Origin of the sequence: Gloeocapsa sp. DLM2.Bin57 (genome assembly GCA_007693955.1) — a bacterium.
In the GTDB taxonomy this organism is placed as follows: domain Bacteria; phylum Cyanobacteriota; class Cyanobacteriia; order Cyanobacteriales; family Gloeocapsaceae; genus Gloeocapsa.
The window spans coordinates 76314-96922 of sequence record RECR01000112.1 but is presented as its reverse complement, the minus strand read 5'-3'; the positions used below and the strand labels follow the sequence as shown (position 1 = coordinate 96922).

Annotated in this window: 17 protein-coding genes and 1 pseudogene; 7 read left to right on the top strand and 11 right to left on the bottom strand. The window is 38.7% G+C overall.

Going from position 1 to position 20609, the window contains the following annotated elements; all coding sequences use genetic code 11:
• Positions 1 to 115: 115 nt before the first annotated feature.
• Positions 116 to 1009, bottom strand: a complete 894-nt coding sequence (locus tag EA365_14885; GenBank protein TVQ42671.1) for a hypothetical protein — start codon at positions 1007 to 1009, stop codon at positions 116 to 118.
• A gap of 19 nt (positions 1010 to 1028) precedes the next feature.
• Here EA365_14885 and EA365_14880 point away from each other — a divergent pair, with 19 nt between their 5' ends.
• The 3 genes from EA365_14880 to EA365_14870 are packed head-to-tail and all read left to right on the top strand — an operon-like array spanning position 1029 to position 5696.
• Entirely contained in the window at positions 1029 to 1589 is a 561-nt protein-coding gene (locus EA365_14880; GenBank protein TVQ42670.1) for a phycobiliprotein lyase, read from the top strand.
• A 58-nt stretch (positions 1590 to 1647) separates the two neighbouring features.
• A complete protein-coding gene (locus tag EA365_14875) occupies positions 1648 to 4569 on the top strand; it encodes a DUF4912 domain-containing protein (GenBank protein TVQ42669.1) in 2922 nt (973 codons plus the stop codon).
• Positions 4570 to 4616: 47 nt separating this feature from the next.
• Positions 4617 to 5696, top strand: coding sequence for an AI-2E family transporter (locus EA365_14870; protein TVQ42668.1), 1080 nt, complete (start codon positions 4617 to 4619; stop codon positions 5694 to 5696).
• Between the two features lie 220 nt (positions 5697 to 5916).
• Here EA365_14870 and EA365_14865 read toward each other — a convergent pair whose 3' ends face one another.
• The gene (locus tag EA365_14865) at positions 5917 to 6669 is read right to left on the bottom strand and encodes a class I SAM-dependent methyltransferase (GenBank protein ID TVQ42674.1); all 753 of its coding nucleotides are present in this window, start codon (positions 6667 to 6669) and stop codon (positions 5917 to 5919) included.
• 116 nt (positions 6670 to 6785) lie between these two features.
• On the opposite strand from EA365_14865, the gene EA365_14860 reads away from it, so the two are divergent.
• Positions 6786 to 8423 carry a PAS domain S-box protein gene (locus EA365_14860; GenBank protein ID TVQ42667.1) on the top strand — a complete coding sequence of 546 codons (1638 nt, stop codon included), beginning with the start codon at positions 6786 to 6788 and terminating at the stop codon, positions 8421 to 8423.
• Between the two features lie 12 nt (positions 8424 to 8435).
• Here the strand turns inward: EA365_14860 and glsA are convergent.
• The 4 genes and pseudogenes from glsA to EA365_14840 all read right to left on the bottom strand — a co-directional run bounded on the left by glsA (position 8436) and on the right by EA365_14840 (position 12102).
• Positions 8436 to 9230, bottom strand: a pseudogene (gene glsA, locus EA365_14855) (glutaminase A).
• A gap of 532 nt (positions 9231 to 9762) precedes the next feature.
• Positions 9763 to 10851, bottom strand: coding sequence for a glycosyltransferase family 1 protein (locus tag EA365_14850; GenBank protein ID TVQ42666.1), 1089 nt, complete (start codon positions 10849 to 10851; stop codon positions 9763 to 9765).
• A 61-nt stretch (positions 10852 to 10912) separates the two neighbouring features.
• Positions 10913 to 11395, bottom strand: coding sequence for a cytochrome b6-f complex subunit IV (locus EA365_14845; GenBank protein ID TVQ42665.1), 483 nt, complete (start codon positions 11393 to 11395; stop codon positions 10913 to 10915).
• 38 nt (positions 11396 to 11433) lie between these two features.
• The gene (locus tag EA365_14840) at positions 11434 to 12102 is read right to left on the bottom strand and encodes a cytochrome b6 (protein ID TVQ42664.1); all 669 of its coding nucleotides are present in this window, start codon (positions 12100 to 12102) and stop codon (positions 11434 to 11436) included.
• A gap of 154 nt (positions 12103 to 12256) precedes the next feature.
• Between EA365_14840 and shc the strand changes: the two genes are divergently transcribed.
• The 3 genes from shc to gatC all read left to right on the top strand — a co-directional run bounded on the left by shc (position 12257) and on the right by gatC (position 15100).
• The gene (gene shc / locus EA365_14835) at positions 12257 to 14173 is read left to right on the top strand and encodes a squalene--hopene cyclase (protein ID TVQ42663.1); all 1917 of its coding nucleotides are present in this window, start codon (positions 12257 to 12259) and stop codon (positions 14171 to 14173) included.
• A gap of 95 nt (positions 14174 to 14268) precedes the next feature.
• Entirely contained in the window at positions 14269 to 14790 is a 522-nt protein-coding gene (locus tag EA365_14830) for a photosystem I assembly protein Ycf3 (GenBank protein ID TVQ42673.1), read from the top strand.
• 13 nt (positions 14791 to 14803) lie between these two features.
• The gene (gene gatC / locus EA365_14825) at positions 14804 to 15100 is read left to right on the top strand and encodes an Asp-tRNA(Asn)/Glu-tRNA(Gln) amidotransferase subunit GatC (protein ID TVQ42662.1); all 297 of its coding nucleotides are present in this window, start codon (positions 14804 to 14806) and stop codon (positions 15098 to 15100) included.
• A 49-nt stretch (positions 15101 to 15149) separates the two neighbouring features.
• On the opposite strand, the gene EA365_14820 is transcribed toward gatC, so the two are convergent.
• From EA365_14820 to EA365_14800, 5 genes are all read right to left on the bottom strand, one after another.
• Complete coding sequence (locus tag EA365_14820) at positions 15150 to 16370, bottom strand: hypothetical protein (protein TVQ42661.1); 1221 nt, start codon at positions 16368 to 16370, stop codon at positions 15150 to 15152.
• Positions 16367 to 17569, bottom strand: a complete 1203-nt coding sequence (locus EA365_14815; GenBank protein ID TVQ42660.1) for an aspartate aminotransferase — start codon at positions 17567 to 17569, stop codon at positions 16367 to 16369. The genes EA365_14820 and EA365_14815 overlap by 4 nt, the downstream gene beginning before the upstream one ends.
• 34 nt (positions 17570 to 17603) lie before the next feature.
• Positions 17604 to 18713, bottom strand: coding sequence for an iron-containing alcohol dehydrogenase family protein (locus tag EA365_14810; GenBank protein TVQ42659.1), 1110 nt, complete (start codon positions 18711 to 18713; stop codon positions 17604 to 17606).
• A complete protein-coding gene (locus EA365_14805) occupies positions 18710 to 20158 on the bottom strand; it encodes an NAD-dependent epimerase/dehydratase family protein (GenBank protein ID TVQ42658.1) in 1449 nt (482 codons plus the stop codon). Before EA365_14805 ends, EA365_14810 begins: the two co-directional genes overlap by 4 nt.
• Before the next feature lie 82 nt (positions 20159 to 20240).
• Complete coding sequence (locus tag EA365_14800; GenBank protein TVQ42657.1) at positions 20241 to 20609, bottom strand: hypothetical protein; 369 nt, start codon at positions 20607 to 20609, stop codon at positions 20241 to 20243.

Genomic DNA, 20609 nt, shown 5'->3' with positions numbered 1-20609 from the left:
TCTTCCTTGTCTCACCTTCGCCAGAATCTCATTGTCAAAAACCTACACCTGTGAGGAGACGGGGAGTAGGTATTATGGCAATTATAATACATAACACCTAAAATTCCCTTCGCTGTTACGAACTCTTTAAATTGGCAGTTTGAGGTATTAAACTACGGACATAAAGACTACCAATTGTGCCCAAAAAAGTTAGATAAGCAATTGCTTGTACTAGATATAATCTTTCTCGATAACCTAGTAAAGATTTGAGCAAAATACCAGGAAACTGTTTATCTGGTAGAATACCACTCCAATCCCAAACCAATGGACCTAATAAACAAGATTGACCCCAATTTAAGCATAGATTACGACTCGAAGACTGAGATAGAACTAGCAAAGCTGTCTCAAAATGTCTTAATGTACCAACTACTAAACCACCGATGATTAGAAGGAGGAAAACCCCCATAATCTGAAAGAAAAGACGAATATTTAATCTGACACCCCATTTGAAGAGAAGGAAACCTAAAATAACCGCTACTCCTAATCCTGCGATCGCTCCTAATCCAGGTAATAACCATTCTTGCTCAAACTTGGCTACGATAAATAATACCGTCTCAAAACCTTCTTGTAAAACGGCGACAAATACTAATAAAAAAACTAACCGTTGCGCATTTTTTTCCTCTGTTAAAGCTTGGGTAATCTTGGATTCAACCTCTGATTTGAGAGATTTAGCTTGTTGCGTCATCCAAATTAACATCCAACTTAACAAGGCGATCGCCACCACTCCAAATCCACCCTGTAATAACTGTTTAATCACCACAGAATCAATCCCGTTGAGAATTTCCCATAAAAATAACCCTAACATGACGCTAGCCACGATTCCTGCGCCAATTCCCTGATAAACCCAACGATTTAATTGAGTTTGACCTGCTTTAGCTAAACAAGCTAAAATAATTCCTACGATCAAAGAAGCCTCAAAACCTTCTCGTAGTGTTACCACAAAAGTGGGCAAAGCTGAACTAATATCCATATAATTTAACAGTAAAACTATGACAATTGTTATTGATCAATTTAACGATTTTTTTGCTTGTTGTGTAGGGAATTGGGTGAGTGAGAGAACCTATCACTATTTCACTAAACCCATAATCGAGCGATCACGTACAGAATTCCAAATCAAACCCCTAACAGAAACAGCCAAAATCCAAGTACTTACAGATAACCAATACGAATATTCTCAACCACTTGCTCAAATACTGGGATTTAATTTAGAATTTTACACCATCTCCGAAACAGGAGAAGAAGTCAGTCAAAATCTCAATATTCTGTTTATTATCACAGCGAAAAAAGATACACTACTCCAAGGAGATTATCTCAGAGATAGAGCTTATGAAGAAGCTAAACCCATTGTCTCTAGCTTTAGTTTTAACCTAGAAACCAACAAACTATTAATGAGAACTAATTACACCAAAATAGTCTCGGTAGATTCTATTACTCTAGTGAATCCTAAACTACGTATTCGCCAAATTATTAACTATCAACGTCCCCAAACAGAACAACCACTTGATCAAGTCATGTTAGTCGGATTTGGGGTAGAACAAAAAGTAAACTAGAATCAATTAAAATAAGTTACCCTTAAGTTTAAAATTCAAGAATAAAACGAAACAAAAAATGATCAAAAACCGTAATTCATCTTTAGTAACTTTAGCCCTAATGCTTAGTGTAGCAACTACGGGTGAGATAATTAAACCTCTCGAAGGAATACAGCCTGTATTTGCGCAAGATACCCCTGTGTTTGTGATTCCAGACAATGTCCCAGAGGATTTGATAGTTCGCATCGATGGTGATACAGCCATGGAACAAGTGAACGAAGAGTTTAAAAACGACTTTGAGAGTCAATATCCAGGAGCACAAGTACAAATTGAGTATAGCGATTCTCAAGCAGCTTTAGAAGCTTTAGACAGAGGAGACATAGATTTAGCAGCATTAGGAAGAGAATTAACAGAAGAAGAAAAAGCCCAGGGTTATCAACAGGTAAACCTGGATAGATTCAAAAAAATAGCCATCATCATCGGGAGTGAGAACCCTTTTGATGGAGACCTCACAGACGAACAATTCGCCCAAATCTTCCGTGGAGAAATCACCAATTGGAGTGAAGTAGGTGGACCTGATGTACCGATCAGATTCATCGATCGCGCCGAAGAAGACGACACCCGCGAAGCGTTAAGTAAATACCCAGTTTTCACCGAACAAGAGTTTACCTCATCCCCCGCAGAAGTAGTCCCTGTAGATGCTACCTTGGAGCAAATAGCTGAGAAATTAGGGGATGATGGGATTAGTTATGGTATCGCTGAGAGAGCAGATGAGATAACCAACATCAAAATAGTTCCTATGTCTGGGGTTTTACCCGATGATCCTCGTTATCCTTTTTCCCAACCCCTGACTTACGTTTATAAAGACCAACCTAGTGAAGCTGCTGCATTATTTCTAGGGTTTTTAGTTGGTGAAACTCCCCCAGAGCCTGTAGATGAGGCTATTGTAGAGGAAACCCCAGCAGAAACCGTAGAGGAAACCGTAGAGGAAATCCCTGAAGCTATTGTAGAAGAACCAGTAGAGGAAACCCCAACACCAGCACCAGCACCAGCACCAGAAGCACAAGGTGGATTCCCCTGGTGGTTATTATTAATTCCCATCATCGGTGGATTATTATGGTGGTTGTTAGGTAGAAAAAAAGATGAACCAGAAGCAGTAGTAGAGGCTGTAGCTCCTACCCCTGCAGTAGTACCGCCAGTAGTGCCACCCATAGTTGAAAATAGCCGAATTATCTTAGTACCTCGTGATTGTAAACAAGCTTACGCTTATTGGGAAATACCCTCAACCCGTCAAGAGAGAATCAGAGAAGATGGAGGAAGAGATCTTCAACTACGCATCTACGAAATAACCCCAACCGGAACAGAAAACTTAATCTCACAGCTAGAATGCGATCGCCAAGAACCGGACTTACACGTCTCTATACCTAAAGATAATCGCAACTATGTCGCTGAACTCGGTTATAAAAATGCTGACAGTAATTGGATCTCCCTAGCGCGTTCAGAATCAGTGCTTGTTCCTGCTTGTAGTCGCATTATTTTAGTACCTCGCAATTGTAAACAAGCTTACGCCTATTGGGAAGTACCACAAGAACACCTAGACGCAAGCAAACAACTCAAACTACGTCTTTATGATGTAACTAACCAAGAAGTGCACGCGGGAGAGTTGATGAGTGAAGCAGATTGTGATTATCAAGCACAAGATTTACATATTGATATTCCCGTAGATGATCGCGATTATGTGGCTGACCTCGGTTATACTAACGCTGAGGGTAATTGGTTTAGTATCACTCGTTCAGAAGCAGTCCACGTACCCGCTTGTCCTAAAGAAACAGCAGGAGAGATGTTCTCCGTCACAGATACTGATCCTATAGGATTCGGAGAAATGGTTTCCGCAACCGAAGTTATCTCCGAAGAATCTAACAATGAATTAGACTTCAGCGACGATGTTCCCCAAAATCGCCTTATTCTAGTACCTCGCAGCTGTCGTGAAGCCTATGCTTATTGGGAATTATCTGACTCCCTCAAACCAAGTGCAACCGAACAGTTATTACTACGTCTCTATGACGTCACCGACAAGGATATTGACGCACAAGAATCAGAAGAAATCCTAGAATTACCTTGCTCACCAGATTTACAAGATTATCATGTGCCTATCCCTTTAGATAATCGTGATTATTTAGTAGAACTTGGTTATGTTACCCCTGAAGGTAATTGGTTCTGTTTAGCACGTTCTGAAGCTGTAAGAGTTCCTGTTTGTCCACCTGTAGAAACCCCAGAATATCTAGAAGCTAGTCAAATGGTCGGGGATGAATTTGAGGTTAACTCCCATAATGGGATACAACCCCCTATCCTTACTCCCCCTGACGAGGTGACTAACAGTGAAATTACTTTACTACCTCGTAGCTGTCGTGAAGCTTATGCTTATTGGACAATCTCTAAAATAGCTCAAGAAGCTTATCAAGCTCAAGGTGGTCAAATCCTCGCTTTACGTCTCTACGACGTTACTAGTATTGACACTGATGAGGAAATTGCCTACAGTATGCACCAATTTGATTGCACCGAAACAGATACAGAATATTATCTACCTATCCCTGTAGATAACCGAGATTATATTATCGAAATAGGATATATTACAGAAGCGGGCGGTTGGTTAAGATTGGCTCGCTCTCAACCAGTACATATACCTGCTTGTCCAGTTGATGATCCTCAAGTTAGTAAAGTTACCTTAGTTCCCCAAGATAACCAAAATGCTGATGTCACTTGGGAATTAACATTAGCAGACCAACAAATATCCTCAGCTAAATTGAGACTCTATGATGTCAATATCGCAGGAACTGAGTTAGTCAAGGAAATGGATTGTGAATTGACCAATCAAAAAGTACATATTACCATCCCAGTAAGCGATCGCGATTATCTCGTTGAACTCGGTTACTATAATGAACAGGGAGATTGGGTGAGTATCGCTAAATCTACTCCTGTAAGTTTACCTTCTCAGGTTTAATTCTCAAGATGCGTTAAGTTTTCTTAGCGCATCTATAATATTTTTTTATGATCGAAAATTTTAAAAAACTTCCTACTTGGCTACGTTTATTGTTTCTTTTTCCGTTATTATTTCTTAATGGATTTCTTTTATCTTTTCTAGTTAACTATTTACAACCTTTAATCAGTTTTATTATTATCGCTAGTATTTTAGCGTTTATCTTAGAGTTATTAGTTAAATTATTGATTGAAAAAGGAATAAAACGAGAACTAGCTATCACTATTGTTCTGGTAAGTAGTTTAATACTTTTGACTATTGTCAATTTAATACTGATTCCCTTAATAGTGCAACAATTAGGATCACTAATTACTAGTGCTCCCCAATGGATTCAAGATACTAATGAACAGCTAGAAGCTTTATCCAATGACCCTATATTTAAACGTTTATCTCTTGACACTAAGACACTACTTGTTGATATTAATCAAGAAATAGCTAATACCTTAAAATCATTGGGGGGTAAAATATTAGAGATAATCGCTGGTACTATTACTAGTTTAGTATATATAACATTAATCTTAGTTTTAAGTATTTTTTTACTGATTGGTGGAGATAAATTTTGGCAAGGAATATTTAGTTATTTTCCTGAACCTTGGAACGAAAAAATTCCTAAATATACTCAAAAAACATTTAAAGACTACTTTTTAGCTCGTTTAACTCTAACGGCGATTTCTAGTATAGCTCGCTGGGTTTTATTACTATTATTCGGTGTTCCTTACTCAGCATTATTTGGTTTTGGCTTTGGTATCGTTGGTTTTATTCCTTTTGTAGGAGCAATTCTCGGTTTAATAGGCTTAATTATTTTAGGCTTTAATAGTTTTGCAGATGGTGTCAAATTTTTCTTAATTTCTTTTGTTGTAGACCAAATTAATGATAATGTTTTATCACCAAGAATTATGGGAAATGCGATCGGTTTAAATCCGGTTTGGTTAATTATTTCCTTATTTATTGGCGCGAAAATCGGCGGTATTTTAGGAATATTTTTAGCAGTTCCCGTGGCTAGTATTATTAAACGAATTGTTGATGATATTCGTCAGGTCAATTCAGATAATTTAACCCCAATATTGCCAAATAAAGAAGTTAGTGAATAGGAGTTCGGAGGAAAGGAGTTATATCAAGTTCGGGTGAATACTTACGATAAAAGTGAGGTAAGGCAGGAGGAAAAGAAGAAGGTATCAAGGAAAAAATTTATTATAACTAATTAAACGGACATGATATTAATTAACTCTTGCATGAGTGCCTTATTCTTCATTCTTCCCACACTTCCCTATCTCTTACTTAGTCAGGATTTTAAAAAACTTAGGAGTTTCGCTAACTCAACTTTTTGGCGATATATACACCATAGCTGTAATAATTTTTATATTTCTTATACAGTTCAATTTCCCGATTTTCCGCTTCCACTATTGCACGTGCTTCTTTACTATTGCCGTTTCGGTTGAGAAAATCCTTGAAGCTATCCTGCATTGGCTGATAATAATTGTCTAGCCAACAATGTTCTGGTAAAACAAAATAGCCAATCGGAGAATAACCGTTGTTCTCAAGTACACTGATTTTTGATGATGCTATATCGATTTGGGAATATTCGCCCTGCCAATATTTCTGCAGTTCTAAGGGACGGGAAGCTGTAATCCAAGTGATCTCTGAAACTACCAGTAGTCCGCCGGTTTTTAGATAACGATTCCAGTCTTTTACTCCCTTTTCAAAGCCGATATTATATATTCCACCCTCAGACCAGATAAGATCATATTCAGCATCTTCAAAGGGCAGATTGTCCATTGAACAGCAAAGAGGCGTTATTTTTTCAGAAAGCCCCAAATTTTCGGCTCTACCTTTAAGTATGTCCAGAAAGTCTTCAAGGAGATCCACTGCTGTAATCTGAGCTTTCAAGAGACGGGCGAGCAATAGGGTGGAAGCCCCCGTACCGCAACCTATATCGGCAATCTTTAATGGAGCGGAGCGGTCTATCTTAGACAGATCGAGAGCCTTTTCCGTCTCTGTATCACTCCCTGGACCCTGTCTGTTTGCACTTTTATGAAGGTCTATTAAAAGTTGATAATCTTCCACCAATTTTTCCTTGTCTTTTTTTGTATCCACAAGTACTTATTGTACCAATCCTTTGGAAAACTCCAGTGCTATAATACTATATTAGTAGAACCGAGCGGTTAGGAAATTTTCACATAATGAAATCTTTGGACTATCTTGGGTACAAAGTAATCAAACTAATAACCAGTAGAACCCTAACCCTCTTAACTTTATTATTTTTAGTTATAGTGTTAGGGACTCTCTGGAATGTCTCAAGGGTATCAGAAGACTTAGTCAAAACTCAAGCCTTAGAAAATGCCATACTCTTAGCAGAGTCGATGCGAGAAGCTCGAACCGTATATAGTTCAGAAGCAGTTGCTAAAGTATCAGAGCATCCCGCTATCAACGTTACTCACGATTATACTCGTCAAGATTGGAGTATTCCTCTCCCTGCTACTCTTTTACAGGAGTTAAGCCGCCGTATTCGCGAAAGTAATCCTGAGATGTCTATTCGACTTTACAGCGACTATCCCTTTCCCTGGAACAATGATGGTGGACCACAAGACCAATTTGAGCGCGTCGCTTTAGAAAAACTCAAAGAAAATCCCTACGAACCTTACGTTAGTATTGAACCCTATAAGGGTAATATAGCCTTACGTTATGCAGAAGCAGACTTAATGCAAGCCAGTTGTGTAGCTTGTCATAACAGTTATCCAGGAAGTCCTAAAACTGATTGGAAAACTGGAGACATACGCGGAATTCTCGAAATAGCCCAACCCCTAGAAACTTTTCAAGCTAAAATTCGTGGAGGTCTCAAAGGGATATTGTTAATGCTTTCTAGTTTATCCTTGGTGGGTATTTCGGGATTAACTATAGCAATTCGAGATCTCAAACAACAATCTCAGCAACTTTCTATCGCTAAAGAACAACTAGAAACGGTTATTGATGCGGTTCCTGGTTCGATTGCTTGGATTAATTCTGAGGGGATTTACTTGGGTATAAATCGTCAGTTAGCTCAAGAATGGAATATAAACCAAGAAGCAATCATTGGTAGAAATCTAGGTTTTCTACACCAAGACAACGGATTTACTCACTTTTTGCGTAATTTTATTAACAGTAGAGATAATTTTACCTCAGGAATCATTGACCTAGATTTCTCTAATGATTCTCGTTCTTATTTAGTAGCTGCTCAAAAATATCAAAACCAAAAAGCCATAGTCTTTGTCGGAATTAATATCACTGAACGTAAACGCGCTATTGAAGCTTTACGAATCATGGAGGAAAAATACAGGAGTATCTATGAAAATGCTCTAGAAGGTATTTTTCAGTCCAATTTGGAAGGACAATACATTAGTGTTAATCCAGCCATGGCTAAATTATATGGTTATGATTCACCCGCTGATCTGATTAATAGTGTTATCAACATAACTACACAAATATATGTAGATCCTCAAAGTCGCTTAGCCTTTATTAATATGTTAGCTATTCATGGTGAAGTCAAAAACTTTGAATATCGTAGCTTTCGCAAAGATGGAAGCATTATCTGGGTAGAAGAAAACACCCGTCTAGTGCGCAACGATAAAGGTGAAATTCTCTATTTTGAGGGTATTGTCAAAGATATTACTGAACGCAAACGCATAGAAACTGAATTAAAAACCGAACTAGAAGAGTTACGCATCGAAATCAATGAGCAAAAAAGAGCCCAAGACGTGGCTCAAATTACCCGCAGCGATTACTTTCAAAATATCCAAGAGGAGATAGAATCCATTGACCTTGATCAATTTTGGTCTAACTAGAGTTAAAAAATTCTACCAATCTTCCCCATCCCCATCACCACTAATCCACTCTTGTAGATTATATTTCGGCTCTGCCATATTAAATAAATGTAAGCCAAAATCTCTAGATAAGTCTTCACAGACTTTGATTCCCCTGAGACTATTACCTTTAGGATCAAGAGGAGGTGAAAACGTCCCAATCCCTATACTTTTAGGTGCTACTGCGGTGATTCCTCCACCTACACCACTTTTAGCAGGTAATCCCACGCTGTATGTCCATTGACCAGACGCGTCATACATACCACAACTCATCATCACGATAATTACATCTTGAACATAATGTTCATCTAGTGCTCTTTCTTTGGTCACTGGATTGACTCCACCATTAGCCAAAGTTGCTGCTAACATCGCTAAATCTCTGGCATTAACTCTGATTGAGCATTGCTGAAAGTAAAGATCTAGAGTTTCTTCAATATTATCACTGATCATATTAAAATTGAGCATCAGATAATACATGGCTCGATTCACATTACCTGTAGCTTTTTCTGATAAAAATACGGGTAAATCGATATCGTGTTTTCTTCCTGTGTAGCGTTGGAACATATCGAGAATCCTTTTGAGACGTTCTGTTCCATTTTGACCCCTGATTAAATCGGTTGTGGCGATCGCCCCTGTATTAACCATAGGATTATAAGGGCGATTGGTTTCTTTATCTAAGACAATGGCGTTAAAAGCTTCTCCTGTGGGTTCAACACCGACTCTACTATTGACGTATTCTCGTCCATTATCTTCTAAAGCTAAACCAAAAACAAAGGCTATGGTAACTGCTGTTCCTTGGTAATCTTGTTTATCTGGACGTAAAATCAGAATCAAGAGGAGAGAAATAGCAATAGATAAGAATGTTTCCTTGGATAACCCTGGATAAGTATCTATGAACAGATAATCTAGTTTAAATTCTTTGACTAATTCTTTAAATCCCTGATTCATTACCTTGACGTTATAACCATTTTGCAAAACCCTCGCTATGTCATCAGGTTTGATACTAGAAGGAACAAAAAATAGTTTACCCTGACTATCGGGTATTAAAATTTCACTTAGGTCATGGGTTACCTCTATGATGGAACTTTCCCCCCAGAGATAATGATTTAGTGTTTTCTGGGTTTGTAATAATTCTAAGTTAAATAAGTTATGAATACCAGGAGAAGGTAAATCTGTATCAACCACCCCAACTCGATAACCTTGTAAAGTTGGATTTACCTGTACCCCCACCATAGGAGTGTATCGAAACAACTCTAGGCATTGTTAGATTAGCTTTAAATTTGTCCTTATACTAATATTATTGGGTTGCCAAAAAGTGTATTTATGGTAACAGTTTACTTAAAGTGCTCAAACTATACTTAGCTAGAGTTTGTTCTCTTAACCATTCACTCTGACAACGGCGATCGCCTCCCTGCAAAACCTCTAAGCAAGCTTTAGCTACAGCTTGAGGATCGCGGTAGGGAACTCGCCAACCTAATAAACCATCTTGAAGAGGATCAGCTGAACCATCAGAGTCACCTGCAACAACGGGAATTCCTGTGGCTAAAGCTTCTAAATAAACTATGCCAAAACCTTCTTGAGAAGGCATAATATAAGCATCAGCGAGACGATAATAATCGGGTAACTCAGTAGCAGGGATAAAACCCGCAAAAATTACTTGCTTAGCTACTCCTAAATCTTGGGCTAAACGCGCTAGACGTGGCTGATCATCCCCCCTACCAATGACCAGATACTTAAGGTTAGGAACATATGGTAAAATCAAGGGTAAAGCGCGAATGGTGACATCAACTCCTTTATAAATATCTCCTGACCAAAGACGCGCTACAGTCATAATTACTTTACTATCTCTCAGGTTATATTTATCTAACAGTAAACTAGATTTTGCCCCGGGAGAAAAACGATCGCCATCTACCACACAGGGTATAATTTTAACCTGTTGAGGATTAATCCCATTAGCTGTACAAAGGCGATCGCGACTATAGCGACTAATTGTCCAGATTTCCTTAGCTTGAGTCAAAGCCAGACGCTTGAATAGAGGTAAAGGTTGCCACACTTCCTTACCATAGGTTAAAACGGTGTAGGGTATCCCCAAGGGTAAACAGAGACTAGCAATAAGCGCAGCTAAATTAATATGACCACAATAGACTTGTTTTGCTTTCCCTTTAATTAAACTTTTTAACAATAGATAAGCTAAGGATAAGCGATCTTGACGCGCAGAATTAGTTTTCAAGTAATGAAACTCTAGAGATTTCCCTTCTAAGGGGTTATTAACTCCCACCCCATCTCTGAGTAAGAAAACTTTACCACCACGACTAGGAGTCAAAGAGAGATAAGCTTGCAACACATCCTGTACATAGGATTGTATCCCTCCCTCACTGCTAAAGATTTCTAAAAAGATAAAAATATCCATAATATCCACACAAAAAATACACCCACCTAGAGTAGGCGAGTGTATTTAGTTTACTCAATCTTTAGAATAAACCGAAAGTAAGAGACTTATCGATAGGTAAAGTAGCGCCAATACCCAACCAAAGAGTCACTAGAGTACCGAAGAGAAATACTGCGGTAGCTACAGGACGACGGAAGGGATTTTGGAACTTGTTAACACCTTCGATAAAAGGTACTATCATTAAACCGAGAGGAATAGAAGCCATTGCCGCGATTCCTAACAGTTTATTGGGAACTACACGTAAAATTTGGAACACAGGATAGAAATACCACTCAGGGAGAATTTCTAAAGGTGTCGCAAAAGGATCAGCAGGTTCGCCGATAATCGAAGGATCGAGAACAGCTAAACCTACACAAAGACCGATAGTTCCTAGGATTACTACAGGGAAGGTGTAGAGAAGGTCATTAGGCCAAGCGGGTTCACCATAGTAATTATGGCCCATTCCTTGGGCTAATTTAGCTCTCAACTTAGGATCGCTAAGATCGGGTTGTTTTAAAATTGACATAATAACTTATTGTCTCCTCTGTTAATGTGATTTTCAGCTTACAAAGGACCAGAGATACCTTGTTTACGAATCATTAAGAAGTGTAACAGCATGAACACAGCGATTGACCAAGGTAAAACAAAGGTATGTAAGCTGTAAAAACGGGTTAAAGTAGCTTGTCCAACACTAGGACTACCACGCATTAATTCTACAATCTGATCGCCTACGATGGGTATAGCTGCGGGAACACCTGAAACGATTTTAACCGCCCAGTAACCAACTTGGTCCCAAGGAAGAGAATAACCAGTTACACCAAAAGAAACGGTAATAACTGCTAAAACTACTCCTGTTACCCAAGTTAATTCCCGAGGCTTTTTAAACCCACCAGTCAAATAGACTCGAAAGACGTGGAGAATCATCATCAATACCATCATGCTAGCAGACCAACGGTGGATGGAGCGAATCAACCAACCGAAGCTTACCTCATTCATGATGTACTGCACAGAACTAAAGGCTTCAGCAACTGTAGGTTTGTAGTAAAAAGTCATCGCGAAGCCAGTAGCAAACTGAATTAAAAAGCAAGTAAGGGTAATTCCACCCAAGCAATAGAAAATATTAACGTGAGGGGGAACGTATTTACTAGTGATATCATCGGAGATGGCTTCAATTTCTAAGCGGTCTTGAAACCATTGATATACTTTTGAGTCTGTAACTGGTTTGGAAAACATGAAGTTAGATAATCCTACTAAAGATGATTACTAATTTGATCAAGAGATGCTGTCTATTTATAAAATTTAACATAATTTCTCAGAAATCTCACAACTAAACACCAGTTTTTTTAGCAATGGTATAATTGCGCGAGAAAACGGTTACAGCACAAATATGGTTTTACAAAAAGACAACGAACAGATTACTCAACTTAACCAAGCCATCCTCGCTAGTCAAAATTATCTCCTCTCTCAACAAGATCCCGAGGGTTATTGGTGGGCCGAATTAGAATCAAACGCCACTATTACCGCCGAAGTAGTCCTATTGTACAAGATTTGGGGTAACGACGATACTAAACCTTTACACAAAGTTGAACAATATCTACGTTCCCAGCAAGTAGCTAGTGGAGGATGGGAGTTATTCTACGGAGACGGTGGAGACTTAAGCACTTCAGTAGAAGCTTATCTAGCTTTACGTTTATTAGGCGTAAATCCTTCTGACCCCGACCTAGAACGCGCCCGTCAATTTATTCTACAAAAAGGGGGTATCAGTAAAACCAGAGTCTTTACAAAATTTCACCTAGCCCTAGTAGGCTGTTATGACTGGCGAGGTGTTCCCTCTATTCCCCCCTGGATTATGTTATTACCCAATAACTTCCCCTTTACTATCTATGAGATGTCTAGTTGGGCAAGAAGTAGTACTGTCCCTTTATTAATCGTTTTTGACCAAAAACCTGTATATCAAATCGCTCCTGATTTTAACCTCAATGAACTTTATACAGAGGGTATCGATAATGTTCGTTATCAGTTTCCTAGTAAAAACGATTGGACAGATTTATTTCTCTGGTTAGATAAACTCTTTAAACTCGGCGAGTCTCTCAATTTAGTTCCCTTGCGTGAAGCTAGTCTCAAAGCAGCCGAAGAATGGATTTTAACTCGACAAGAAGTAACGGGAGATTGGGGAGGAATTATTCCGGCTATGCTCAATTCTATGTTAGCTTTACGTACTTTAGGTTATGAGTTAAATGATCCAATTGTACAGCGGGGATTTAAAGCTATCGATGATTTTACCATCGAAACCCCTGATAGTTATTGTGTTCAACCCTGTGTCTCACCTGTTTGGGATACAGCCTGGGTATTGCGCGCTTTGGTTGAATCAGGAATAAACCCCGATCACCCCGCCTTAGTTAAAGGGGGAGAATGGTTAATAGAGAAACAAATCCTTGACTATGGGGATTGGCAAATTAAGAATAAACAAGGTACTCCAGGTGGTTGGGCTTTTGAATTTATCAACCGCTTCTACCCTGATTTAGACGACTCAGCCGTAGTTATCATGGCTTTACAAAGCTTAAAACTACCCAATGAACCCTTAAAACAAGCTACGCTCAAACGGGGTGTGGCGTGGATGGAAACTATGCAGTGTCGCCCTGGTGGTTGGGCAGCTTTTGATCTCGATAATGACCAAAACTGGTTAAATTATCTCCCCTACGCCGATTTAAAAGCGATGATTGATCCTAATACCGCTGATGTTACCGCTAGAGTCTTAGAAATGTTGGGCTGTATCTCTGTGACTATGTCTCCTGAAAGAGTCAATAAAGCGATCGCCTATCTAGTTGGGCAACAAGAGACAGACGGTAGTTGGTTTGGACGTTGGGGAGTCAATTATATTTATGGTACAAGTGGCGCACTCTCAGCCCTAGCCCTAATTTCTCCCGAAAAACACCGCGAGAATATCAGCAAAGGTGCTAACTGGTTACTCAGTTGTCAAAATCCTGATGGAGGTTGGGGAGAAACTTGTCGTAGTTATGACAATCCTAATCTCAAAGGTAAGGGAAACAGCACCGCTTCTCAAACCGCTTGGGCTTTAATTGGTTTACTAGCAGCTCAAACCGTTACGCAACAATCCTACCAACCTCATCTAAGTCGCGGTGTGGATTATCTCGTAACCACTCAAAAACCCGATGGTACTTGGTATGAAGCTGAGTTTACGGGTACAGGATTTCCTAGTCATTTTTACCTAAAATATCATTACTATCAGCAGTATTTTCCTTTATTAGCTCTTGCTCGTTATCAACAGCAAGGGGTTTTCTAGCTAGCAACCAACATCTTACCTTAAGGTAGGTGTTGGTAGTTCAGGCAAACTGAATTATGATTGAGTTAGACTTTTTGGTGATTCAATTATTACATATGCCTAGAACACAAAGAAACGATAACTTCATCGATAAGAGTTTTACTGTTATGGCGGATATTTTACTGAAAATCCTGCCTACTAACAAACAATCTAAAGAAGCTTTTGCTTATTATCGCGATGGAATGTCCGCTCAAGCTGAGGGAGAATACGCCGAAGCTTTACAAAACTATGAAGAAGCCTTAAAATTAGAAGAGGATGCCAACGATCGCAGTTATATCCTCTATAATATTGGCTTGATTCACAGTAGCAACGGTGAACACGAAAAAGCATTAGGATACTATCATGAAGCGATCGAGCTTAATCCCAAAATGCCTCAAGCTTTAAATAATATCGCTGTAGTTTATCATTATCAGGGAGAAAGAGCCCAAGAACAAGGTTTATCTGACCAAGCTGAGGCTCTTTTTGATAAAGCAGCTGAATACTGGAAACAAGCTATACGTATCGCCCCTAATAATTATATTGAAGCCCAAAACTGGCTCAAAACTACAGGGCGATCGGAAATCGATGTCTTCTTCTAAATCAGGATAAATTATGATTGATCAAGAACAGGTTAAAAAGGTTGCTTTGTTAGCTCGTTTAGAATTAACTCCCACCGAAGAAAGTCAATTTACTACTCAACTTAGTAGTATTTTAGATTATTTTGAGCAACTAAGTGAGTTAAATACTGATGGAGTTGAACCAACTACTAGGGCGATTGAACTAAGTAATATTACTCGTCCTGATGAATTAGCTCAAGACATCGAACCTTCAGCAATGCTTAATATAGCCCCAGAAACTGAAGAGCAATATTTTCGCGTTCCCCAGATTCTTAATACAGACGAAGGCTAAGAAAATTGTTTAGGTGAAACGGATCTTAGTATTTTTAACTAAACCCGTTTTACCTGATTAATTTTTCAATTTTTTGCAGTATTTCTTCTTGGTGATTAAATTCAGATAATTTAGCTTGAAATTCCCTTAAAGGTTGTCGGGGAATATTGAGTAAACTAACTGTTTTTGCTACTAATTGATCAATCTTAAGACGAGAAGGACGTAAGCAATAACCCAACTTTTGCTGAGCTATTGCTTCAGCGTAAAAATGCTGGTTAGCATGGGAAGGTAAGGCTAATAAAGGAACTCCTTTAGCGATAGCTTGATAAGTAGTCATTGCTCCTCCAGGATAGACTAATAAATCTACCAGGGGTAAAAGTTTACTATCATTAATAAAGTCAAACACCCAAAGATTAGGTTGAGAGGATATAGTTAAATTACGTTTACCTAGAGATAGGATGACTTGAATATCTTGTGCTAATAATTTATTAAGATAAGCTGTTAAAAAGTCTGTAGCTAAAGAATCTTGAGTCCCCAAAGAAATATAAACTATTTTTTGATGAGGATTTAACTGTGATAATTCTGTTGGTAAAGCTTCATCTCTTTCCCAAAGTAAAGCACCTGTATAGATATCGCCACTACGTAAATGATTAAGAGGTATTAAGTCAGGATGATCACTAATTAAACAAATATCTCCTTGACTAGCGTATTCAAAAAAATTGGCTAAAATTTCGACACCATAAGTTGTTGAAGCTTGTTGATATGGTTGGGAAATTGTCTGGATAGTTTTTTGATTGATAATTTTACCAATTGGTGTTTTTAAAGCGATAAAATCTAGCAACCACAAGGGAATAAATTCAGGTTTAGCTAAAGAATCTGGAACTGTACCTAGATTATTAATAAATGCAGGATGACAGGTAGCTTCAGTAATTCCTACAGCAGGAATCTGATATTTTTTCGCTAATTGTAATGCTGTAAAACGAAATTCTGAAATGATTAAATCTGGTTTAATTTTTTGAATTAATGAATCATCTTCTGCAAAATAATTGAGGAGATTTTCTGATAAATACATTGAATCTCCCTGACGCAACCGTTGATAAATTTCACCAGGAGGAGTAATAGTTAGATTCTCAATCTCAAAACAATGCTTTTTAAATAAAGAACCATAATTTTCTGGACAAACAATCAAAGGATTAATATCTAATTTTCTCAGCCATTGACTAATGATAAAAGCACGGACAATATGTCCATAGCTAATACCTTCGACAAAAAATAACGCTTTGATGCTCATAGACAATTACTGAAGTTATCATAAGTTATTTTAGCTTGTTTTAGGCGATTTAAAGCTTCAGTAAGGCGATCGCCATCAGCAATCAAGCTAACACGTACATAACCTTCTCCCCCTTCGCCAAAAGCATTTCCAGGTGTTACCACAATTCCCGTGGTTTGTAATAAATTGAGAGCAAAATCAGTAGAACTTACTCCTATAGGAGTAGGTATCCACAGATACATAGTTGCCTTGGATTTAGGTATATTCCACCCTAACTCAGCTAATCCAGAGATTAGTAAGTCCCGTCTGGCTTTGTAGCGCAATTGAACTTCTTTTATGTATTCTTCGGGTAATTGTAAAGCAGTCTCTGCAGCGGTTTGAATCACACTAAAGATACCATAATCTAGGTTAGTTTTCAGAGTGCGTAAACCTTGAATAATATCAGAGTTACCCACCACAAAACCTACGCGCCATCCCGCCATACTATAGGTTTTAGAGAGGGTATGAAATTCTACCCCAATCTCTTTAGCCCCTGGAATTTCCAATAGACTAGTAGGTTGATAACCATCAAAAGCCAACTCAGCGTAACAGAGATCATGAACTAGCAGAATTTGATAATGACGCGCAAAATCAACTATTTCCTCAAAAAACTCTCTCGGTGCAGTAGCACTAGTAGGATTATTAGGATAATTAAAATAGAGAATTTTAGCTTCTTGAGCGATCGCCTCGGGAATAGCGCTAATATCGATTAACCAGTCATTCTCAGGTTTAACAATCAGAGGGTAGATTTTACCCCCTGCAATCAACGGACCGCGAAAATGAGCGGGATAACTTGGACTAGGTACTAATACTAGATCACCTGGATCTATGTAAGCTAAAGCTAGATGAGTTAAGCCTTCTTTTGAGCCTAACAGTGGTAAAGCTTCACTATTGGGATCTAAATCTACTCGATAACAGCGTTGATACCAACTAGTAATCGCTTTACGAAAATTAGCCGTACCCTCAAAAGGGGGGTAACCGTGATTTTCTCGTTTAGCCAAAGCAGCGATCGCCGCGTCTATCACTGGTTGTGGTGCGCCACCATCAGGGTTACCCATCCCCAAATCGATTAAATCTATACCCTGTTCACGCGCGCGGGCTTTCAACTCATCGAGACGAGCAAATACGTAGGGAGGTAAACTATTTAAACGTTGAGCACGGCTAATCCAAGTTAAACTCATGGTATAAAATGACCAAGGAAAAAAGACTAATCCTTTATTTTACCAGAGATTTAACTTTTGTCGAAACCATAGCAGCGACTAATTGTTCTGGTGTTACCTTAAAGGGTAAACGATGAATATCTGAATGAGACTGACAGATAAATTCTGCACAATTGCGTAACTCAGACAAGGTAATATTACTTAATCCTAAGTCTTCGAGAGATTGGGGTAAACCGATTTCGCTGTAGAATTTTAATAGTTGTTCTCTAGCTGAAACCGCTAATTGATTATTTTGCACCATTTCTTCCAGACGCAATTGTACTAAAATACCATAAGCGACTTTTTCCCCGTGGAGAGTGTAATAGTCTGATTGGAGATGAGTTAAACCATTATGTACAGCGTGAGCTGCAACAGTACGACAATTAGCCCCACCTAATCCACCAATTACCCCCGCGAGTAAAACAGTCGCGTCTATCACCTCTTTCCACTCTTCACCTCCAAGATTTTGTATCCCTGTAAAGGCTTTTTGTAACAAAATATCTCGTAAAATTCGCGCTTGTTGTACAGCTGCTATGGTTAGGGTAGCTTGAGAATGTCCACTACTTATTGACGCTTCGTACCATTTAGCTAAAGCGTCACCGATTCCCGCGACTAAAGTACGATTAGGTGCACTTTTGATTAATTCGTAGTCTAGAATCAGTAAATCAGGACTTTTACTTAAGGGAACATCGTATAAAAATGCTCCCTTATCGCTGTAAACGTTAGATAAAGCTGTCCAAGCTGCACAAGTAGCCCCAGAAGTGGGAATGGTTACTATTGGTAAGTTACACTGATGAGCGACTAATTTAGCGGTGTCTAAAGCTTTTCCTCCACCTACACCAATAATTAAATCACTTTTGTGCTCACTTACTTGAGCTTTTAAGGCTTTTAAAGAGGCTTCTGAGCAATCAGGACTGTATTTACTCAAAAAGAGGTTAAACTGCTCTAGAATTGGCTTAATTTCACGTTTGATTAAAGATTCTGTCGTCTCTCCCCCAATAATCAAGGGACGTTTACCTAAAGAGGCGATCGCTTCTTTGGCTTCACTGAGGATTTTCTCCCCTTTGATTACTTGACTAGGAGCAACTAAGATAGGGGTAGATTGGGCTTTTTTGGTTTGTTTCATAGTTGATCAGGTTTGAGGGTAGCAAAAAGCTGCTGATAATCTTGTTCTTCGACTCTTTCTTCAGTTTCCCTCACTTCAAAAGTTTTGTTAACAGCATCAGGATTTTGGAGAACTTGTAAACATAACTCGGCGATCGCTTCTCTACTGACTTGTCCTCTGATATTATCTCCTTGGTCAAAGATTAAGGATTGATCACCTGGTTTTTCAGTCAAAGCACAAGGACGAATAATAGTATAACGCAAGCCACTCGATCGCAATAACTCTTCACCCGCTAATTTCCAGGTTAAAATACCCCCTAATTGGTCATTTAATCTTACCGCAGGAGGTTCTTGACTCAAATCGATTCCAGGACGATTAGGACGTGTTACACCAGCAGAACTAATTAAAATAACTTGAGGAGTATTGACCTTTTTACCATAAGCCTTTATCGACTCTACCTCTAAACCAAACAATCCAGGAGAGAAACGAGGATTTAACGCACCATCATATTCAAACTTACTCAACATTAATTGTAGAGAATATACCCGACTAGAGTCAAATTCTCCCGCATCTTTGACGGTTTTGGCTCTAACTACGGGAAGCAAACTCTTAAAGGGAATATCGATGGTTTGGGGGTAATTATAAATCGTATCAAAGGAATAACAATAGGATACACCATCCCATTTTCCCTCACAACGCATAATAAATTTATAACGTTTGCCATCTCCCTGGAGTCTGAGACTAATTCCTTCATATTCACTTAAATCTAGTGGAGGGGTAAAATTGCGTGTTCTTACCGAAGCGAATCCCCCATTATTGGCAATAGAGACATTACCCGAGAAGATAGCACGATTTCCCCCTAGACTGATTTGAGATTGACTAACTCCACCCATAACGATATCATCTACCGCACCCCAGAACTCCTTAACATCAGAATTAGGGTTAGTAAAATCAAATAATAATCTCTCGTCGGAACGTAGATGGGGTTTAATTACTTGTAAGAGATTTTTCATCCCTTGATACTCTACCATTTCGGGACTATCTACCACCTCGGGAAGATAAAATTTAATTCCCTGATAATATTTCTCTCTAGTAGGTGTATCTCCCTCTACTGGTTGTACTTTTACTCCTACACAAGAAATCACCGCGGAAACATCCAAGAGTAATTTAGGGTTGAGAGTTTCCGGGATAGTTAAATCTCCTTCCCAGATTTCCACACTGTTACCGAACATTTCCCGCGCTTTAGCTGCGTCTCTGACTAAGACTCTAACGCGATAATTCTTGGATAGTAAGTATTTAACTACTCTTTTGCCTACACCACCTGTAGCACCTGTTACTAAGATTAATCCCATAGTTGGTAATTTTAATGATTTGGGTTGATTAACAATCTTTTGGATAGTACCAATTATTGGTAAGACTTCAAAGTAATTGATAGTTTGCCACAATCGTTGTAGAGTCTCGCTCATTTGCTTTAGTGTAAAGATATGTTAACTATCTTTAGTTTAACCTGTATCGAAAAGGTGCGTCAGAGAAAACGCACCCAAGATCTTAATAAGCGTCTAAATCTATAGCTTGTGAACCACCTTCTTGTAACTGTATTAGCAACTTAGCCAATTGAGACCAAATTAACTTACCAATCAGTGCGGTTAAAAGCAAAGATATAGTATAGCCAACTACTAGCTTAACATTAAATAGGGCTAATCCCCCGGCTAAAAAGACAGATACTCCCCCACAAATACCCAAAAAAGGAGTAAATATATCTAGTTGTTTACTGAGTTTTACGCTAGGTAAGTCAATATTTTTACTGAGTTGTTTAGCTTTTTCCTTAAGGGAAGCTTCAAAAGCAGTACCAGAAGCGATCGCAGCCAGAAAACCAAAAACGACTAACAAGTAGGGAGGCTCTGTTATATAGTACAT